The organism is Staphylococcus sp. HMSC056G08 (assembly GCF_001812305.1).
Lineage (GTDB): Bacteria > Bacillota > Bacilli > Staphylococcales > Staphylococcaceae > Staphylococcus > Staphylococcus simulans.
This window is the reverse complement of record NZ_KV808534.1, coordinates 35,529-56,697: the sequence shown is the minus strand read 5'-3', so window position 1 is coordinate 56,697 and position 21,169 is coordinate 35,529. Positions and strand designations below refer to the sequence as shown.

Sequence of the window (21,169 nt, the reverse complement as noted above, 5' to 3'; positions counted from 1 at the left end):
CTCATAACTCCTGTTTATGTTGGTTGCGCTTGCGTTCAAAGTAAGAACGCATCACACGTTCTAATCCGAAAATCACAAGCACTGTGAAAATATTCGCTGGTGAAAAAGTATCAATAATAAACGCGATTGTACTAGCACGTGGAATAAATAACATCATTCGTGCCATGATTAAAGCTGCCGCAATCACTAAAATATGTTTTGCGGTCAACATTCTCGTAAATAACGCAATTAATAAACCAATGACAATACTGCCGAACATCATGCCGACATAACCGAAATCATGATAAGTTTCAGCAACGAAACTTGAACCATAACCTACACCTTTAAGATACAAGTCTTTCATAATGACATAAGACATTGTATGCGAGTACTGATACCCTTCTAAAGCACGTTCAACCGATTGGCCAGACCATCCGCCTTGCCCTCCAGTTAAATTGCCCCAAATATTGTAAACGGCATACTCTGTTAACGGTCCAATAGAATAGATTTTATCCGGGATTTCTTTCGCCTTCTCGATGGTATAACCAATGACATTGACACTGATACCTTGTGAGAAGAAAAATGATAACAATGCATCAAAGAAACCACCGTCAGTCTTTTCTCCGTCTCGGTTATTACCGACAAAATTCATCAACGCTAATAAAATCGGTGCTGAAATAATGCCCGCAATAATTGTCTTTTTACCGAACCATGCTTGTGTACCTGTCTGCTTCGCTAAAATATTACGATAACAGAAATAAATAAACAAGATGAGCACATCTAACATAAAGTCAGAACGAGATCCGGTTAATACAGAAAGCCCATCTACAAATAAATAAGCAAGTATCGGCAGCCATGCTTTCTTTTGTGCAGGCAATGTTGCGAGATATACAAAGAATGCGACTGGGAACATTCGACTAATCAACACAAACACACCTGGTAAATTCGATTTAAAACTAGAAAAATAGGCATAATACCCTTGTGATTGTGAAGCTTGAACCGCTTCTGCCAAATACATCAGCTTAAAAATAATCGCAATCGTAAAGACACCTAAACTGATGATTCGGATATTTTGTTTATATGTCGTCTCAATAGGCTGAAACTGTTTAAACCCTTGTTGAACCGTGCGATCTAACATCGCAAATCCTAAAAAGAGACAAAACAAACTTAAACTTAATAAGATTAAAATATTAAATATTGTGGCTTGATCTGTAAAATACGTTCCCAGCAGTTTAAAATCCTTTTCATGATAATGGAACAGTTTGCTGACAACCATTCTGCCCATTAAAAAGACAAAGAAAGTCACATTGAACATAAAGAAGATGACCCGCTGGTTGAACGCTTCTAGTCCATATATCAGATTGTTCAGGAAAAATAATAAGAGTGCACTAAATAACAAGGTAATATTCGAAAAGATAATGCCGATAGTAAGCAATATCACCGCAATCATCAGCACACACCATCTTAATAACTTGGTCAAACTTCCACCTACTTACTCATTCGTTACTTATTTGTCGTTTCTTGCGTATTACACGCTTTCGTCTGGTTGTGTCATAGGTGTCTAGCAATATACTGAGTTGAACGCTTAAGGTTGTGCAAGTTCATGCGCAAATTCAGTATAAAGACTTTCAGAATCACAGAGCGTCTGCCAAGTTTGGTAAGCACCTTTCGCATAGCCTTGATAAGCTTCATCTGAAAGATTTATGAAATATTCAATCGCACGTGCTGCCTCTTCTGGCTTAAGTGCGTCACTGATTAAAGTACCATTTACATCTGTTTGTACAATTTCAGCTGTACCTCCGACATCTGAAGCTACAACAGGAATCGCATTCGCCATCGCTTCCATGACAGAGACTGGTACACCCTCTGATTCAGAAGTGTTTAAAAATAACGTCGGGTTATGCTCATGATACCATTTTCTGACGTCTTTGTTCGGCAAACGCCCAATCAATTCATATTGAGACGGCTTTAATTTCTCTTTTGCCATTGCTTCAATTTTTTGCGCATCTGGACCATCACCGATATGTACCCATTTGAAATCATAACCTTGTTCATTCAATTGTGCTAACGCATCAATAATGACATCTAAACGCTTTAATTTACGAATCGTTGAACAGCTGACAAATAAAGGCGGCTGACGTAATGAAACTTGATAATTGCCTTCACCTACACCGAGACGTCTGGTTTCAATTTTATCCGCATATTTCGGGAACTTGTTGCTTAAATAGTTCGAACTCGTATCAGACACTGGGTATAACGCATCCACATGTTTCAACATTGTTTGACGCATCGGCAAGAAGCTAAACGGTTTAATATAATCATTGACATCATAACCATGTCCTCTAGAAATAAATGGGATAGAATCATCACCATAATAATCATATTTTAATTTTCTGCCGAGGTTCGCAGTGATATAAAACCAATAGCTGTAAATATAAAGCTGCGTATAGCCATCATTTTCCGGTAATAAATGTGAGTGTACTAAGTCTTGATAAATCGCATCTGTTCTCGATTCAAAATACAAATTGTACATCCACTTATAAGGATTTAAGGAACCTGCATTTTCACCGATACTGCGTAAACGCGGTTGACTCAATAAAATATTTGGCCCTGTCTTTAAAAAGTTGATGGCCTTATCTTTTAGCCCTTGCGGGAAAGGCAAGTCGATGACTGTCGCAACATCCGGTACTTCTCTTGTCACCTTCATCTTCTGACTGACCATCGTCGGAACAATCACAATGTGATCAAAGGCTTCTGCCAGATATTTGATTTCTTCTTCTAAATATTCCTCTCCTTTATAGTAAGGAAAGTAATTCGTCAACAAAATCAGTTCTTTCTTCATAAGTGCTATTCCTCTCTTACTTCTGATTAATATTTTTTCGTAATAACACCGTTGAAATCGTTTTATAAATCACAAATGCATCCATTTTAAAGCTGACATTCGCCGCATAGAAAGCATCTAAACGCATACGTTCTTCCATCGAAGCACTATTTCGCAACAAAGCTTGTGTTAAACCCGTAATACCAGGTTTCACATGAAACTTTGTTTTATAGTAATCCGGATAACGATGTGTATTGCCAAGCGGACTCGGACGCGGTCCAACAAAGCTCATGTCACCTTTTAATACGTTCAGCAATTGTGGTAATTCATCAATACTTGTTTGACGTAACACACGACCGATATTTGTCACACGTGGGTCTTGATCGCTATTGAACGTACTGCCATCCGCATTACGAATGTCTTGTGCGTTTTCTTTCATTGTACGAAACTTATGCATTTCAAAAGGCAACATACCGACACCTAAACGTTGCCCATTATATAAGATACTGCCTCTATCTTCTCTCTTAATCATTATACTAACAGGCAAAGCTACAATTAATAACACCGGCAACAATGCTACAAATAACAACACATCTAACAAACGCTTAATATTTTTCCGGTAACTCATCACGCAGCCCCTCCATTTCTCGATAAATTTCTTGTAATGCATCTATAAACTGATATTGAGGGACAAAATCAATTTCTTGTTGTGCTCGTGCACCATCCATATAAGAAGGTTCAAAATAATCCGGCACATCTTCATCTTGACGTTGAATGTCAGTCGGATTGCCGAACACTTGATTGATATGTTGCGCCACTTCTAGGTTCGTTAACGTTTCACTGCCTTTAATGTTTTGAATTAAGGAAGTGTTTGGATGCTGTGACGCTTGCCAAATCGCATTTGCCGCATCTTTCGCATATAAAAATTCACGTGATACATCACTCTCACCCATTACTGTTAAGGGATTCCCTAACAAAGCTAAGCGTATAAAATAATTAATCATATAGTTATTTTTCTCATGTGCGCCAAATAAATGAGAGAAACGTAAACACACTATATCCAACTGATAATGCTTACGATAATACGCAGCCAGCTGTTCAATATAACGTTTATTCAAACCATATAAAGACTTCGGCACATCATTCACTGCGTCTTCTTCCTGCCAAGGCAATGTAGAAGTATCATCATATACAGAAATAGAAGAAGCCACGATTACTTTTTTACATTTTTGTTCAAGCGCCGCTTCAAACACATGTTGTGCCATCTGTACTTCTTCTGTATAACTGCTGATGTTTTTCTTTGGTCCTCTATTACCTGCCAGATGAACAATGACATCATCTTCTTGAAATATCATCTCCAAAGAAGCCTCGCTGTAATCGGTTTGGACTTGATACGCATCTTCTGTATTTTGACAACGTGATAAAACTGTATAATCAATAGCTTTATCTTCTAATAAAGCAGTCAGATAGCGACCAAGCAATCCTGTGCCGCCTGTAATTCTAAAGGCCATTTAATCTTCCTCCTTCATCAGCGGATAAATATAAAAGCCCACTTTGTCATACACACCGTTAACAGGTCTGATGAATTCTCCTTGTTGGTAATAACGATAGCTTTCTAAAGTATGATCTGGTACTTTGAATTGATAATAATCAATCGGTTGTTTCGGTGTCTCACACATAAACTCTAAAACCACAGGTTGTGTTGTTGTCGCCTCCGTAAATGTAGGGGCTTGTTCTTCTAGAAGATGCTTGAACGTTTTCTCTAATAAGTCATCATGATTATAATATTGAATCAATTTATGCATATGACAACCATCAAAGCGTGGCGTAATTTCAATAATAAATGCTTCGTGATTCATTACTTTTACTTGCGCATACACAGGACCATTTTGAATTTTCAGAGTCTCTAAGTGTGCTGCAATCGCTGCTTCAATAGAAGCCATAGGATAATCATAATCAGGGTCGATAATATGTTTATGGATTAAACCTGGATGTTGCGGCCACGTTTCACGCATCGATACCAAGGTAAATTGCAATTCGCCATCTACAACATAGCCATTCACTGAAATTTCATAACCATCGATATAGCGTTCAATAATTGCTGCGCCTTCTCTAGACTGATCCACCGCATAAGCAATCGCTTCTGGTAAATCAGCAGCTTGTGTCACTAAAGTAATGCCACGTTGTCCTTGACCATCTGTCGGTTTTACAAAGACTGGGTAGTCAATTTCTGTTTGATGGTTCACATCTTTTGTGATTTCAAAAGGGACAGAACCTGTAATCCCTTTGGTTTGTGCACGCATCACATCTTTGTGATTACATGCATATGCTGTGTCATAACTGACAAAGTGTGGTAAATCTAAGGCTTCTGAGATTTTATTCGCAACTGGCATAGCCAAATCTGAGCCTACTGAATAAACAGCATCAATATGATGTTGTTTGATATAAGCGATGACTGCTGCTTCATCTATAATATTAATCTCTTCAAAATAATCTGCACTGTCAGCACCAGGGCCATCTTTTTTCATAGCCAACGCATGTGTTTCGTAACCCATCTCTTTTAATTTCTCTATAGCTTCAGCTTGTACAGGTGCCACACCTAGAATTAAGACCTTCTTCATACCAGCACCCCGCCGACTGCTTCATTCACTTGTTTAATAATGTATTCTACTTGTTCATCAGTTAATTGCGGATAGAGCGGTAATGTCAATTCATTCACATAATGCGCATACGCATTCGGGAAATCTTTAATGTCAAAGCCGTATTCTTGGTACGCTGAAAACATCGGTAACGGTTTATAATGAACATTTGTCGCAATACCTTCATCTGCCAAATGTTCAATAATCGCATTACGTTGTTCTTCTGTTGCCCCTTTAATCCACGTGATATATAAATGACAGCTGGATTCTTTATCGTTATCAAAGTGTTTAAGCGTCTTGATAACATCTGAGTTTAAATTTTCATCATATAAACGTACCACTTCTTTACGGCGTGCTAAGTTTTCATCATAATGATTGAGTTGATCCAAACCAATGGCTGCATTGATATCTGTCATATTGAATTTGTAACCTAATTCTGAGATGTCGTATTCCCAGTTCCCTTTCTGCATTTTAGATAAGGCATCTTTACTTTGACCGTGCAAAATAGAAGTTTTGTATAGTTTCTGTAAATCAAAACCATGTGCTTCGTAATCTTTCGTCCATGTAACTGCCCCACCTTCAGCAGTCGTCAGATTTTTTACCGCATGGAAAGAGAATGTGGTAAAGTCTGCGAAACTGCCGCTTTTGTTTTCCCCTTTGGTCGCGCCGAATGAATGGGCACCATCATTAATAATCGCAATACGATTTAATAAAGCGTGCACAGGATTTTCCGTGTGGAAAAGTGCTTGTTTACGACGTGCAATTTCAAATAATCGATCGTAATCGCATAATTGACCAGCAATATCCACAGGAATAATGGCTTTTGTGTTTTCTGTGATTTTATCTTCAAGTTGTGTGTAATCCATTTCTAAGGAGTCTTTTTGCGTGTCTACTAATACAATTTTAGCGCCGACGTGGGCGATGACTGAGGCTGAAGCGGTGTATGTATAAGCAGAAGTGATGACTTCGTCCCCTTCGCCGATACCTAATAAACGTAATGTCATTTCTAAAGCAGCCGTTGCTGAGTTCATTGCGACTGTACCTTCTGTCCCCATATAGTCAGTTAACGCTTCCTCAAATGCTTTCGTTTTAGGCCCTGTCGTAATCCAACCGCATCTTAAAGTTTCCACAACACTTTCGATGGCCTCTTCAGAAATTTTAGGCGGACTAAATGGTATTTGCATAGCTATCTTCTCCTTTATCTTTAACGATTATCTCTCACTATGATGCCAAGAAATAATACTTTAGAATATCTGCCAAATATCCAAATGGTTTTTTGTTTATCGCTTCCATCCGAAAAGATTTCTGCCATTTCATCACACATCGCAAATATTCTAATTAGATATTATGTTCCAATTTAGTAACAGTATAATCCACTAAGTAAAAAGTATTCAATCAATATTCGTAATTAAAATTATTATTTAACAATCCTAAATTTAGAATTACATACTATTAATAAACTAATTATAAAACCAACACTCACTTAACATTCTTTACATACAATTAACAAAATCTCGCCTTTACCATTTCATAATAAAAAGCATAAAAAAGACGCCCCTTGAACTTTCAAAGGACGTCTCATCTTACTTATTCAGTTTTTAAATTTAATACTTATTTCTCTTCTTTATCTTTCTTACGACGTTTGCCAAAGAGTAACCAAGCACCTAAACCAGCGAACAATGTGCCGAATAATGTTTTCTTCACATCATCTTGACCTGTATCAGGCAAGTCTTTATCTTTAGCAGTTTGTTGCTTATCTGATTTTGTTGGTTGTTTACCTTCAGCTTCTGACTGAGCTGGTACATCTTGTTCACCTTCAGTCGTTACTGTTGTACCATCATTAGTTTCAGGTTCAGATGGTACATGTGGTGGCGTTACTCCATCTTTATCTTCAGATGGCACAGTAACTTCTGGTGATGTCGGTTGTGATGGTTTTTCTGGTTGTGTTGGTGTCTCAGGTGTACTTGGTGTTATTGGTTGTTCTGGTTGATTTGGTTCGCTTGGTTCATTTGGCACTTCTGTTTCAGGTACTTCTGGTTTTTCTGGTTGCGTTGGATTTTCAGGCTGTTCTGGTGTGCCTGGCGTTTCTGGAACTTCTGGTGTTGGTTTCTCAGGATTTTCCGGCTCTTGTGGCTCTTCCGGTGTTGTACCTGGATCTTCTGGTGTTGTGCCCGGATCTTCAGGTTGTTCTGGTTCCTCTGGTGTTGTGCCCGGATCTTCTGGGTCAACTGGTACTGTGCCAGTTCCTCTTTCAACAATTATGTCTACCTTTTCAACCAGTGTAATTGTTGTTGTATCTGGATTGATGAGTTCACCTGTTTTTGGATCTACGCCGTAAACTGTTGTTGTTTGTGTTTGACCTGTTTTACCTGGCTGTACTTCATATTCTGTACCTGCTGGTAAGTTCGGATTGTCTTGGTAGATTGTGTTATATGAGATATCTGTCGTTGTGACCACTTTCGTGCCGACACTGATCACTCTGTCTTTCGGCAGATTATTCGGGTCATTCGGATCTCCTGGTGTACCTGGAATAGTTACTGTTTCGCCATATGGCACACTTGAATCTGGTTGGTAGACCACACCGCCTTCTACTGGTCCATATTCCACAATACGTTGCACTGGATTTGTTGTTTGTGTTTCAGTCTGAGGATTCGTCAACGCGCCTGTTTGACTGTCCACCTCATACGTTGTTGTCGTTGTAGTGACTCCATTTTGACCTTCTTGCGCAACATAATCTGTTGTACCGACAGGTAAGTCTGGATTGTAACGGATGATTGTTTCATACGGAATCGTTTGCGTTGTCGTATCCACATTGTCTACACCAATCACTTCATTAACCGCTGGTGTAGTAACTTCTGTCACCGCTTCTTGTCCTGGTGTTTTCGTTGTCGTTGACTCGCCCGGTACGCCTGGTGTCACCACTTGTGTATCACCTGTACCTGCGTCTGGATCAGGGTTCGCAACGTACGTTGTTTCTGGCGGAATTTCTGTTGTTGTCGTTGATGTTGTGCCGACACCCACTTCAATAATCAAGTCTTGTTTTTCTACTAGCACTTGATCTGTTGATAATGGATTTTCTAGCTCGCCTGTTTGCGGATTCACCGTATACGTTACTGTTGTTTGCGTTTGTCCTGTGATACCTGCTTGCAGTACATTTTCTGTACCTTGAGGTAGATTAGGATTTTCTTTGTAAACCACATTGTAAGGAACGTCAGCTGTTGTGACTTGTGTCGTACCTTTTTCAATCACTTCATCAACAGCTGGTGTTGATGTTGTTGTGATTTGCGGGTTACTTAAAGCACCCGTTGAAGGATTCACGCTATACGTTGTTGTTGTTGTTTCTGTACCTGTTTGACCAGGTGTTTGTACATTCGTATAAGTTGTTGGTGCATCAACACCTACATATTTCGTTTCATAAGGTACTTGAGTTGTTTCTGTTGTTGTATTGCCGACTTTCACAATAGTATCTGTCGGTAAGTTATCTGGGTCGTTTGGATCTCCAGGTGTACCTGGTGTTGTAGATGTTTGACCTGCAGGCAACGTCGCATCTGGTTGATAAATGATGCCGCCTTCTACCGGCCCATATTCCACAATACGATTCACCGCATCTACTGTTGTCGTTTGTGTTTGTGGATTCGTTAACGCACCTGTTTGATTATCTACCTCATACGTTGTTGTCGTTGTCGTTGTACCGTTCGTACCTTCTTGTGCGACATAATCTGTTGTACCTACAGGAAGGCTTGGGTTATAACGTACGATTGTTTCGTATGGAATGGTTGTTTCTGTACGTTCTACGTTATTCACACCAATAATTTCATTCACTGCAGGAATCGTTGTTTCCGTAACCGCTTCTTGTCCTGGTGCTTTCGTTGTCGTTGATTCGCCTGCTTGACCAGGGACTGTCACAGTTTGTGTTCCGACAGGTTGCGTATAATCTGGATTAGCTTCGTATGACGTAGTCGGCGCAATCGGTGTTGTCGTTGTTGTCGTTACGCCTGTACCGACTTCAATAATACGATTGATTGCTTCTTGTGTTGTCACTGTAGAAGAAACCGGGTTTTCTAAAGCACCTGTTTCCGCATTGAGTGAATAAACTGTCGTTGTTTGTGTTTGACCTGCTGAACCTTCTTGAAGCACATTTTGTGCACCTTCAGGTAAATTAGGATTTTCTACATAAACCGTTTCATATGGTACAGCACTTGTTGTGACTTGCGTTGTGCCTTTTTCAACAACTTGTGTGACAGCTGGTGTTGTATTTGTCGTCACTGCTGGATTGCTTAATGTACCTGTTGTTGGATCCACATCATACACTGTTGTCGTTGTAGATGTACCATCTTGACCTGCGACTTTCACATTTTCATAGCCTACTGGTTCAGTTGTTGGAACATATTGCGTGTCATATGGCAACGCATCCGTTGTTGTAACTTGGTTACCCACTTTCACTACTGTTTCAGTCGGTAAGTTATTCGGATCATTCGGGTCGCCTGGCGTACCTGGATTTGTTTCTGTTTCACCATATGGCAGATTCTCATCTGGTTGATACACAATCGTACCTTCAACCGGACCATATTCTACAATTTTATTGATAGGTGCTGGTGTGCTTTGTGTTACTTGCGGATTAGACAATGTACCTGTTGTGCTGTCTACTTCATATGTCGTTGTCGTTGTTGTCGTACCGTCTTGACCTTCTTGTACCACTTGATTCACTGTACCGACAGGTAAATCAGGATTATAACGAATGATGGTTTCGTACGGAATTGTTTGTGTTGTCGTATCCACATTGTCTACACCAATCACTTCATCAACAGCTGGTGTTGTTGTTTCAGTGACAGGCTCTTGACCTGGTGCTTTCGTTGTTGTCGATTCACCTGGCTCACCTGGTGTGATGACTGTTTGATCACCTGTGCCTGGGTCTGCATCTGGATTTGCGACATAGTTTGTCTTAGGCTCAATCACATCTGTTGTCGTAACAGTTGTGCCGACACCTACTTCAATTATGCGTGTTTGTGCACCAGATAGAATTGTTGTTTCTGACGTTGGATTTTCTAACGCACCTGTTTGACCATTCACTTGGTAAGTTGTTGTTGTTTGTGATGTGCCAACGCTACCTGCTTGAATTTCATTTTGTGTACCTACAGGTAAATCTGGATTTTCTCTATATACTGTGTCGTAAGGAATATCCGTATTTACAACTTGTACTGTACCTTTTTCAATCACTTCAGTTGTTGAAGGGATTGTCGTTGTTGTAGTTGCTGGACTTTCAAGTGCACCTGTTTCTGGGTTCACAGTATACGTTGTCGTTGTTGTCTCAGTACCATTTTGACCTGGTGTTTGAACATTTGTATACGTTGTCGGTTCACTAACACCTACATATTGTGTGTTATAAGGAACTGGGCTTGTTTCTGTTGTCACGTTGCCCACTTTTACCACAGTATCCGTCGGCAGATTATTCGGATCATTCGGATCTCCTGGTTGACCTGGTACTGTACTTGTTTGACCAGCTGGTAATGTCGGGTCTGCTTGATATGTTGTACCGCCAGCAACTGGTCCGTATTCTACAATTTGATTTATTGGATCAATTGTTGTTGTTTGTGTGTTCGGATTAATCAATGCACCTGTGTTTGTATCAACTTCATAAGTTGTTGTAGAAATAGTTGAACCATTTTGTCCTGTTTGTGCTACATAATCCGTTGTGCCGACTGGCAGATTCGGATTATAACGGATAATTGTTTCATATGGTACATCCGTTTCTGTTTGTGTCACATTGTTTACACCAATGACTTCATTCACAGGTTGCGTTGTTGTTTCAGTAACAGGCTCTTGTCCTGGTGCTTTCGTTGTTGTCGATTCACCTGGCACACCTTCTGTGATCACTGTTTGTTCTCCGATTGGCTGCGCTGTATCAGGGTTTGCGGTGTAACTTGTTGTTGGTGCGATTGGTGTCGTAGTTTGTGTCGTTACACCTGTACCAACTTCCACAATACGGTTTTGTACTTCTTTTGTTGTTACTGTATTTGAAGTTGGATTTTCTAACGCACCTGTTTGCGCATTTACTGTATAAGTTGTTGTTGTTTGAGTTTGTCCTGTAATACCTGCTTGAATTTCATTTTGTGTACCTGCAGGCAAGTCTGGATTTTCTCTATAAATTGTTTCGTAATTCACATCGTTAGTTTCAACTTGCATTGTACCAATTTCCACAACTTGTGCAGTAGCTGGTGTTGATGTTGTTGAAACTTGAGGGTTCGTCAACGCTCCAGTTTCCGGATTCACATCATACGTTGTTGTCGTTGTTTCTGTACCGTTTTGACCTGTCGTTGCAACATTTTCATAACCCACAGGCTGGTTCACACCGACATATTGCGTTTCAAACGGAACATCTGTTGTGCTTGTATCTACGTTATCAACACCTACAACTTGGTCTACAGCCGGAACTGTCTCTGTGACAGGTGTTTGACCTGGTTCAGTCGTTGTCGTTGTTGAACCTGCTTGTCCTGGCGTAAGAACAGTCGTACCGCCCACACCTGCATCACTATCTGAATCCGCAACATAGATTGTTTTCGGTGGCAGCTCTGTCACTTCAGTTGTTGTGACACCTGTACCACGTTCAATAATACGATCTTGTTTTTCAACTTGTGTTGTTGTCACAGACACCGGATTTTCAAGTGCGCCTGTTGTCTGATTTACAGTATATGTTGTTGTGATTTCTTCTTGTCCCACAATACCTGCTTGGACTTCGTTTTCAGTTCCTACTGGCAAGTTCGGATTATCGACATACGTTGTATTAAATGGAATATCGTTTGTTGTCACTTGTTTTGTACCGATTTCAATCACTTGTGCCACTGGTTGTTCTGTCGTCGTTGTTGTTTCTGGAGAAATCAATGCACCTGTATTCGGGTCGACTTGATACGTTGTTGTTGTCGTTGTTGTACCATTTTGACCTGATGTCGCCACATTTTCATAGCCGATAGGTTGATCTACTGCCACATATTGCGTATCGAATGGAATCGTATCTGTTGTTGTGTCTACATTATCAACACCAATCACTTCGTTGACAGGCGGTGTTGTTGTTTCAGTAACTGGATCTTGTCCTGGTGCTTTCGTTGTTGTTGATTCACCTGGTACACCTTCTGTAATCACTGTCGTGTTACCGACACCTGCATCTGGGTTCGGTGCTGCTTCATACGTTGTCGTCGGCGGAATCACTGTTGTGTCTGTTACTGTCACGCCAGTGCCGACTTCTACAATACGATCTTGTTTTTCAGTCAGCGTTACTGTATTCGCAACTGGATTGTATAACTCTCCAGTTTCTGGATTCACGCTATAAGTTGTTGTCGTTTGTGTCTGCCCAATGACACCTGCTTGAAGTTCATTTTGTGTACCTTCCGCAAGGTCTGGGTTCTCTCTATAAATCGTTGTATAAGGTACTTCAGCTGTAGTGACTTGTTGCGTACCGATTTCCACAACTTCTGTCACAGGTTCTGTTGTTTGATTAACTGATGTCGGATTGCTTAACACACCTGTATTTGGATCCACCTGATACGTTGTTGTAGTAGTCGTTGAACCATCGACACCTGTTGTTGCGACATTCTTATAATCTGTCGGTTGATCTACTGCCACGTATGTCACATCATGCGGTAAGATTGTTGTCGCAGTATCGACATTACCTACTTTAACAACCGTATCTGTCGGTAAGTTATTCGGATCGTTTGGATCCCCTGGTACACCTTCAGTAGTCGTTTGTTGGCCTACTGGTAAGCTTGGATCCGGTTGATAAATTACTTCTCCTGCCACTGGACCATATTCAATAATACGATCTACTGGCGCAGTTTCTGTTGTATTAATCGCAGGATTTAATAATGCGCCTGTATCTGGGTCAACTTCATACGTTGTCGTTGTTGTTTTAAGACCCGTTTGCCCTTCTTGTGCCACTGAATTTGTGGTACCCACTGGTAAATTCGGATTATAACGTTCAATCGTGTTATACGGAATATCTTGTTGTGTCACATCCACATTATCTACGCCAATGACTTCCGTCACAGGTTCTGTTGTCGTTGTCGTCACTGCCTCTTGTCCAGGTTCTTTTACTGTCGTTGATACACCAGATTGACCTTGTGTAATAATCGTTTGTTCGCCGACACCTGGATCATTATCAGGATTTGCTTGATAAGTTGTTTCAGGTGGGATTGGTGTTGTCGTAGACGTTGTTACGCCTGTACCCACTTCAATAATGCGATCTTGCTTTTCAACTAATGTCGTTGTGTTTTCAACTGGACTTTCTAGTGCACCTGTTTGTGTGTTCACTGTGTAAGTCGTTGTTGTTTGTGTTTGACCTGTAATACCTGTTTGAACTTCATTTTGTGTACCTTGTGGTAAATCCGGATTTTCTCTGTAAATCGTTTCATATGGGACATCCGCTGTAGTTGTTTGAACTGTTCCTTTTTCAACCACTTGTGTCACTGGCGCAATCGTTTGAACTGCAGTCACAGGGTTTGATAGTGAACCTGTGTTTGGATCCACTTGATACGTTGTTGTGGTAATCGTTGTACCGTCTTGACCTTGTGTTTGAACATTTGTGTAATCTGTCGACTGACTCACACCTACATATGTTGTTTCATATGGTTGTGTCGTCACATCCGTTTGCACATTACCCACTTTGACAACTGTATCTGTTGGTAAGTTATTCGGATCATTTGGGTCTCCAGGTGTACCTTCAATAGTATTAGTTTGATTATAAGGTACATTACTGTCAGGTTGATACACGACATTGCCTGCGACAGGACCATATTCCACAATCTGACTCACTGGTTCTGTTGTGTTTGTTTCTACTTGCGGATTTAATAATTGGCCTGTTGTCGGGTCTGCTTCATACGTAGTTGTCGTTGTTGTAACGCCATCTTGACCTTGTTGAACAACTACATTTGTACTGCCTGTCGGCAAGTTCGGATTATAACGTGTAATCGTATCATAAGCTGTCGTGCTCGTTGTAGTATCCACGTTATCCACGCCAATCACTTCATTTACCGGTTCTGTAGTTGTTGTAGTGACCGCTTCTTTACCTGGCTCTTTTACCGTTGTCGCAACACCTTCTTGACCAGGCACTAAGATAACTTGGTCTCCTGTGCCAGGGTCTGCATCAGGGTTCGCTTGGTAAGTTGTTGTCGGTGAAATCGGTGACGTTGTAGATGTCGTTACGCCTGTACCTACTTCAATAATTTGGTCTTGTTTGTAAATCGTAGTTATTGTGTCAGATGTCGGACTTTCTAACGCACCTGTTTCTGGATTTACCGTATACGTTGTCGTTGTTTGTGTTTGACCAACCACGCCTTGTTGAACCACATTTTGTGTGCCTTGTGGTAAATCTGGGTTTTCTCTATAAATCGTTTCATATGAGACATCCGCTGTTGTCGTTTGAACCGTTCCTTTTTCAACCACTTGTGTAACTGGTCCAATCGTTTGAACAGAAGTGACCGGATTTGATAACGCACCTGTTTCTGGGTCCACTGTATACGTCGTTGTCGTAGCTGTTGAACCTTCTTGTCCTTCTGTTCTGACATTTGTATAATCTGTCGGTTGACTCACACCTACATATTGCGTGTTATAAGGTAATGTTGCGAGTTCATGTGTTGTATTACCTACTTTAATCACTGTGTTTGTAGGCAGATTATTCGGGTCATTCGGATCGCCAGGCGTACCTTCAACCGTCGTTGTTTCATTATATGGCAGGTTCGGGTCTGCTTGATAAATCGTTTCTCCGGCAACCGGACCATATTCGATAATTTGTGTCACAGGTTGTGTTGTCTCTGTTGACACTTGTGGATTAGACAGTTGTCCTGTCGTTGTATCTACGTCATACGTTGTCGTTGTCGTAATCACACCATCTTGACCTGGTTGTGCCACTACATCTGTACTGCCTACTGGCAAGTTCGGGTTATAACGTGTTTCTGTTTGGTACGGAATTGTTTCTGTTGTTGTATCTACGTTATCCACACCAATGACTTCATTCACAGGTTGTGTCGTAATTTCAGTGACTGGCTCTTGACCAGGTTCTTTCGTAGTTGTCGTTTCACCTGCTTGTCCAGGTGTTATTACTGTGTAATCACCTGTGCCCGCATCTGGATTAGGGTTTGCTTCATAAACCGTTGTCGGCGCTATCGGATCTGTAGTCACAACAGTTGTACCTGTACCGACTTCAATAATACGGTCTTGTTTTTGAACTGTTGTCGCATCTGTTGATGACGGATTTTCTAATGCGCCTGTTTCAGGATTCACTGTATACGTTGTTGTCGTTGTTGTTTCCCCAACCACACCTGGTTGGATTTCATTTTGAACGCCTACAGGTAAATTCGCATTTTCTTGATAAATCGTTTCATATTGTACTGGTGTTGTCGCAACTTGGACTGTTCCTTTTTCAACCACTTCTGTCACAGGTTGTGTCGTTTGTGTTGAAATAGATGGATTAATCAATGTACCCGTATTTGGATCGACTTCATAAGTTGTTGTCGTTGTCGTCACACCATTTTGACCTGCTGTTTGTACATTTGTATAATCTGTCGGTTGATTAACACCTACATATTGCGTGTCATAAGGTAATGTTTCATTTGTTGTATTGACGTTACCGACATACACAATAGTATCCGTCGGTAAGTTATTCGGATTATTTGGATCTCCAGGTGTACCTGGTACTGTATTTGTTTGGTTGTATGGCAAGTTCGGGTCGACTTGATAAACCGTATTACCTTCAACTGGTCCGTATTCTACGATACGCGGTGTTGATGGAGACACTTCTTCCGTTGTCACCGGATTAGATAACGCACCTGTTGCCGGGTCAACTTCATATGTCTTGATTGTCGTTGCGGTACCCTCTTGTCCTTCTTGAACGACTACATTTTGTGAACCAACAGGTAATGTTGGGTTATAACGGTTGATAGTTTCATATGGAATCGGTGCTGTCGCTGAATCAACATTATCTACACCGATGACTTCATTAACCGCTGGTGTGGTTGTCGTTGTAACCGCTTCTTGACCTGGTTCTTTCACTGTTGTTGACACACCATCTTGACCTTCAACAATCACAATTTGGTCACCTGTACCTGAATCTTTGTCAGGATTCGCTTGGTAAACCGTTGTCGCTGGAATTGGTGTCGTTGTGACAGACGTCGTACCTGTACCCACTTCAATAATACGGTCTTGTGCTTGTACTAAAGTATCTGTATTTGAAACGGGACTTTCTAATTCACCTGTTGTGCTGTTGATTGTATAAGTTGTTGTTGTTTGTGTTTGACCTACCACACCTTCTTGCAACACATTTTCTGTGCCTTGTGGTAAATCTGGGTTTTCTCTATAAGTCGTTTCATATGGTACTTCTGCTGTTGTAACTTGGACTGTCCCTTTTTCAATTACGCGATTTTCTGCAGGCACTGTTTCTGTATTAGTTTGCGGATTAATCAATTCACCTGTTTGAGGATTGACCTCATATGTTGTTGTCGTTGTTGTTGAACCATCACTGCCTTCAGCCACTACATTTCTATACGTCGTCGGTTCATTCACACCAATGTATTCCGTACTATGAATAATTGGTGTCGTTGATGTGCTGACATTACCAACATAAACAATTGTGTCCGTCGGCAAGTTGTTTGGATCGTTCGGATCCCCTGGCGTGCCTGGCACTGTATTTGTTTGGTTGTATGGTAAGTTCGGGTCGACTTGATACACTGTATCGCCTGCGACTGGTCCATATTCATAGACTTGGTCAACTGGGTTGATTGTATTTGTCACAGTTTGCGGGTTAGATAATGCACCTGTTGTCGCATCTACATCATACGTTGTTGTCGTCGTTGTTGAACCATTTTGTCCCTCTTGAACTAACGTATTCGTTGTTCCTACTGCTAAATCCGGGTTATAACGATACACCGTATTATATTGAATCGGTGTCACGTTAGTATCAACATTATCCACACTGATGACTTCATCAACAGCTGGTGTTGTCGTTGTTGTAACTGCTTCTTGACCAGGTTCTTTTACTGTTGTTGCGACACCATCTTGACCTTGCGTCACAACTGTTTGGTCTCCCACACCTGCATCAGGGTTTGGATCTGCAACATATGTCGTACCTGATGGAATCGGTGAAGTTGTTGATGTTGTCACACCTGATCCTACTTCAATAATTTGATCTTGCTTTTGTGTTAATGTCGTTGTTGATGTTGTCGGATTTTCTAATGCACCTGTTGTCTGGTTCACTGTATAAGTCGTTGTCGTTTGTGTTTGACCCGTTACCCCTTGTTGTATAACGTTTTGTGTACCTTGAGGTAAGTTTGGATTTTCTCTATAAATCGTTTCATATGGTACATCTGCTGTTGTTGTTTGAACTGTTCCTTTTTCAATGACTTGTGTTACAGGTTGAACTGTCGATGTAGTAGTCACTGGATTAGATAATTGACCTGTTGCTGGGTCAACCGTATAAGTCGTTGTCGTTGTTGTTGATCCTGCTTGGCCTTGTGTACGCACGTTTGTATAATCTGTTGGTTGGTTTACACCGACATATTGTGTGTTGTAAGGAATAGTTGTTGTCGTCGCTTGTACATTATTCACACCTATAACTTCGTTTGTTGGCTGTTGTGTCACGTTCACAATAGTATCTTTACCTGGTTCTGTTGTTACAGTTTGTGAACCTGGTACACCTTCTACCACAATCGTTTCAGTACCAAGCGGTTTTGTCGGGTCTGAAACAGCTTGATAACTTGTGCTTGGCTCAATTGTTTCTACTGTTGTTTGCGCCGGCACAGCTTCAGGGTTGACTGAGTTATTACTGATCAGCACAATTCTTTGAATCGTATTTAAGTTTAAAGTACTTAAGTCTTTACTGCTCGTACCTGAAGGTGTTGAGCTGGCACTTGTAGATTCTGTTGTATTATAAGTTGGTGTACCTGTAGAGAAACCTTTTTGTGCTGCTTGTAAATCTACGACGTCAGACCAAACTGTATCCGCATCTGCACTTTGATTTGGATCACTAAAGTGTGTCGCATTCCAAGTTTTAACAATATAAGAGCCATTCCACTTCATATAACCTGGAGAGCCAGGATCCATATAAATCAAGTTCGGCTTACTGCCATTTGTACTTTGGCCACTTGTGACAATACTGTTCTTTTGGAAGTTGATATAGTTCGCATTATCAAAGATAAATTGGCGGTTTTGACTTGTTCCGCCTAAAGGAATCGATAAAACTTCCGCGTAATAGTCACGGTTATCTGTACGCAAGTCTAATGTCGCATTATCTTTCACCCATAATAATGCACTTTGTGTACCTGTCGCATTAATGTTGACTAAGTCATTATAAGCGCCGACTTGTGTCTTAGTATCCGGGTTCCATTGATGGTTTTTCGCATCTAAGAACAATGTCGCGTACTCATCAATTAAAATTTGAGAGTTACCATCTAATCCTATCAGGTTGTTGTTTGAGTAATCACCCGCACGATGTCCATCGGAATATGCGATGAATTTAGAGTATTGGCCAACTTCGAAAGTACTGCCAGTCCCCATATCTACAATGTTACCGTTACCTTTTTGACTGATATTGATTGTAGAATTCGCACCTGTGTAAAGCGTGCCATCATTCGCAAAGTCAAAAATATTTTGACCTGTAATATTTAATGTCGAACCATCACCGATTAACACAGAGCCGCCATTACCGACTTGGAATGCAGTTGTGCCGTTCGTTGTGCCCCATGGGTTGGTTGGCGAAACGTTCATTGTAATATTTGAATTCGTACCTGTTGTAATTACACCGCCATCAACCACTTGCAGTGCGTTACCTAAACCAGTACGTGTAATATTAACTGTCGCATCTGCCGCAATATTGATATTCTTCGCACCAATGTTTGAACGGTTTAAAGTACTGTCATTACTAATTGAACTGAAGTTGCCGCTAATATTGACATTCACGTTTTGGTTTGCGAGTGTACTGCTCACCAAGTTACTGCCAGTATGTTTGACGTTATTGAACGAGATAGTGTTGTTAGTCGTCGTACTTGCCCCGAAGTTTACTAAACCACCTGTATTGCCCGTTGTAATATTCATATTTTGATACGTCATATTCCAACTGCCTGATGTTGCTGGGGCGTTAATAATATTCGTTCCCGTATTCAACGTATAACCGCCACCATCAATCGTCACAGAGCGTCCTGTTGAAGTTTGAAGGTTCGGTGAGCTTGTACCTGTGATATTGCCAGTCAATTGAATATTAGAGACTGTTTTGTCATTTAACGCCGCAATAAACTGATCCCACGTGCTGACTTGTGTCGCTGGTGCTGGTGCTGCATATGCTGAAAATGCCATCATACGAAACGTCGGTGAAATACTTGTTGAACTTGATGTCGTTGATGATTGTGTAGATGTTGTTAATGGTAATTCACCCACAGGATCACTGCCAGGTGCGCTCGATGTATTCAGTAAATAAGAAGTCAATAAAGCACCTGCGATTTCTTCATCTGTCGCAGTATTCGCATCTACTGCCATACCATCTACCACTTGTTGTGCTGCTTCAGGTGATAAATTTTCTTCAGTTGCTAAATAATCTGTTAAAGCACTTTCCTTATCTGTACTGCTATTCAATGTTTGTGACAAATCCTGAGACAATGTCGGTGTTGGTGATTCAATAGATGAAATTGTTGTGTCATTCGTTGAATTTGGTGTAGAAGTATCATTAGCTGTACTATTTGTAGTATTACTGTCAGTTGTTGATGGTGCATCTGACGTTCCTGTTGATGTATCTGGCTTTGATGTGTCATTTGATGGTGCCATTTGAGATTCTGATGATGTATCATTTGACGGTGTTGTTTGAGAGTCTGATGAAGTGTCGTTTGATGATGAAGGTACGTCTGTTGAAGGTGTTGTCTTAGTATCAGGAGTACTTTGTGTTTGAGATGATTCATTGGATGATGGCTGTGAAGGTGTTGGTGTTTCTGAAGGTGTTGATGTTGAAGATTCTTGATTAGAAGGTGTTGAATCTTGTTCTGTAGTCGTATCTGGTGCTGGCGCAAGGTCAGTTGTTGGCGCAGACGTCTCACCAGATGGCGTGGATGTCGCAGGTGTTTCTGTTGTTTCAGTTGTATTTTGAGCCGGTTCTTGTGGTAGAGAGGCATCAACTTGTGGTGCTGTTTCTGTCGTATTCGTCGTTGTTTCTGGCGTATTTGTTTGTGTCTCTTGTGTCGGTGTAGTTTCTGTAGTTGACTCAGTTGTTGAAGTGTCGCCACTTCCCGTCGAGCTGCTTGAGCTGCTACCTGATGAATCAGATGTGCTGTTTTCAGCTGCTCTGGCTTCATCGTTTACTCCTAAAATCAACATTGTTCCTAATAGAATCGAAGCTGTTCCTACGGTAAATTTACGTATAGAATACTTGTTCCGTCTATTCGGAAGAAAATCTAATTTTTTCATAGAAAAAATTCCTCCTCGTTTTCTCCAAACCTTTGTTTCGCTTGTTCAACATTTAGTTTCGTTTAAAAATTGCTAATTGAGTTAATTATACTGAAATTTCAAGAAGTGTCTATATCTATTTTAGTAAATTTCAAAAGTTTCACACTTTTTTATTTTGATAAATATTTTTAACATGAAATTTACTTTTGTACACTTCCTCGTTACGTTTCTCTAATCCCTATGTATCAAAACTTAAACATTTATAATTTTGCATCATCGTATGGCAATAAACAGACTTTCTAAAAGTATATAAAAAAAGGAG

7 protein-coding genes are annotated in these 21,169 nt (G+C 40.6%); all 7 read right to left on the bottom strand.

The window, feature by feature from the left end; translation table 11 throughout:
* Position 1: 1 nt before the first annotated feature.
* Entirely contained in the window at positions 2-1,459 is a 1,458-nt protein-coding gene (locus HMPREF2846_RS12860; RefSeq protein ID WP_070626791.1) for an O-antigen polysaccharide polymerase Wzy family protein, read from the bottom strand.
* A 105-nt stretch (positions 1,460-1,564) separates the two neighbouring features.
* Positions 1,565-2,821, bottom strand: a complete 1,257-nt coding sequence (locus HMPREF2846_RS12855; RefSeq protein WP_070626790.1) for a glycosyltransferase — start codon at positions 2,819-2,821, stop codon at positions 1,565-1,567.
* Positions 2,822-2,837: 16 nt separating this feature from the next.
* Positions 2,838-3,428, bottom strand: coding sequence for a sugar transferase (locus HMPREF2846_RS12850; RefSeq protein ID WP_057510097.1), 591 nt, complete (start codon positions 3,426-3,428; stop codon positions 2,838-2,840).
* Positions 3,406-4,311 carry an NAD-dependent epimerase/dehydratase family protein gene (locus tag HMPREF2846_RS12845; protein ID WP_070626789.1) on the bottom strand — a complete coding sequence of 302 codons (906 nt, stop codon included), beginning with the start codon at positions 4,309-4,311 and terminating at the stop codon, positions 3,406-3,408. Before HMPREF2846_RS12845 ends, HMPREF2846_RS12850 begins: the two co-directional genes overlap by 23 nt.
* The gene (locus HMPREF2846_RS12840) at positions 4,312-5,421 is read right to left on the bottom strand and encodes an ATP-grasp domain-containing protein (protein WP_070462695.1); all 1,110 of its coding nucleotides are present in this window, start codon (positions 5,419-5,421) and stop codon (positions 4,312-4,314) included.
* Positions 5,418-6,623, bottom strand: coding sequence for a DegT/DnrJ/EryC1/StrS family aminotransferase (locus HMPREF2846_RS12835; protein WP_002480007.1), 1,206 nt, complete (start codon positions 6,621-6,623; stop codon positions 5,418-5,420). Before HMPREF2846_RS12835 ends, HMPREF2846_RS12840 begins: the two co-directional genes overlap by 4 nt.
* A 427-nt stretch (positions 6,624-7,050) precedes the next feature.
* Entirely contained in the window at positions 7,051-20,868 is a 13,818-nt protein-coding gene (locus tag HMPREF2846_RS14285) for a G5 domain-containing protein (RefSeq protein WP_070626788.1), read from the bottom strand.
* Between the last annotated feature and the right edge of the window lie 301 nt (positions 20,869-21,169).

What these genes read in the sequence shown, in the direction of transcription:
- HMPREF2846_RS12855 (WP_070626790.1), bottom strand. Translation starts at nt 2,821, where the DNA reads ATGAAGAAAGAACTGATTTTGTTGACGAATTACTTTCCTTACTATAAA.
- HMPREF2846_RS12850 (WP_057510097.1), bottom strand. Translation starts at nt 3,428, where the DNA reads ATGAGTTACCGGAAAAATATTAAGCGTTTGTTAGATGTGTTGTTATTT.
- HMPREF2846_RS12845 (WP_070626789.1), bottom strand. Translation starts at nt 4,311, where the DNA reads ATGGCCTTTAGAATTACAGGCGGCACAGGATTGCTTGGTCGCTATCTG.
- HMPREF2846_RS12840 (WP_070462695.1), bottom strand. Translation starts at nt 5,421, where the DNA reads ATGAAGAAGGTCTTAATTCTAGGTGTGGCACCTGTACAAGCTGAAGCT.
- HMPREF2846_RS12835 (WP_002480007.1), bottom strand. Translation starts at nt 6,623, where the DNA reads ATGCAAATACCATTTAGTCCGCCTAAAATTTCTGAAGAGGCCATCGAA.
- HMPREF2846_RS14285 (WP_070626788.1), bottom strand. Translation starts at nt 20,868, where the DNA reads ATGAAAAAATTAGATTTTCTTCCGAATAGACGGAACAAGTATTCTATA.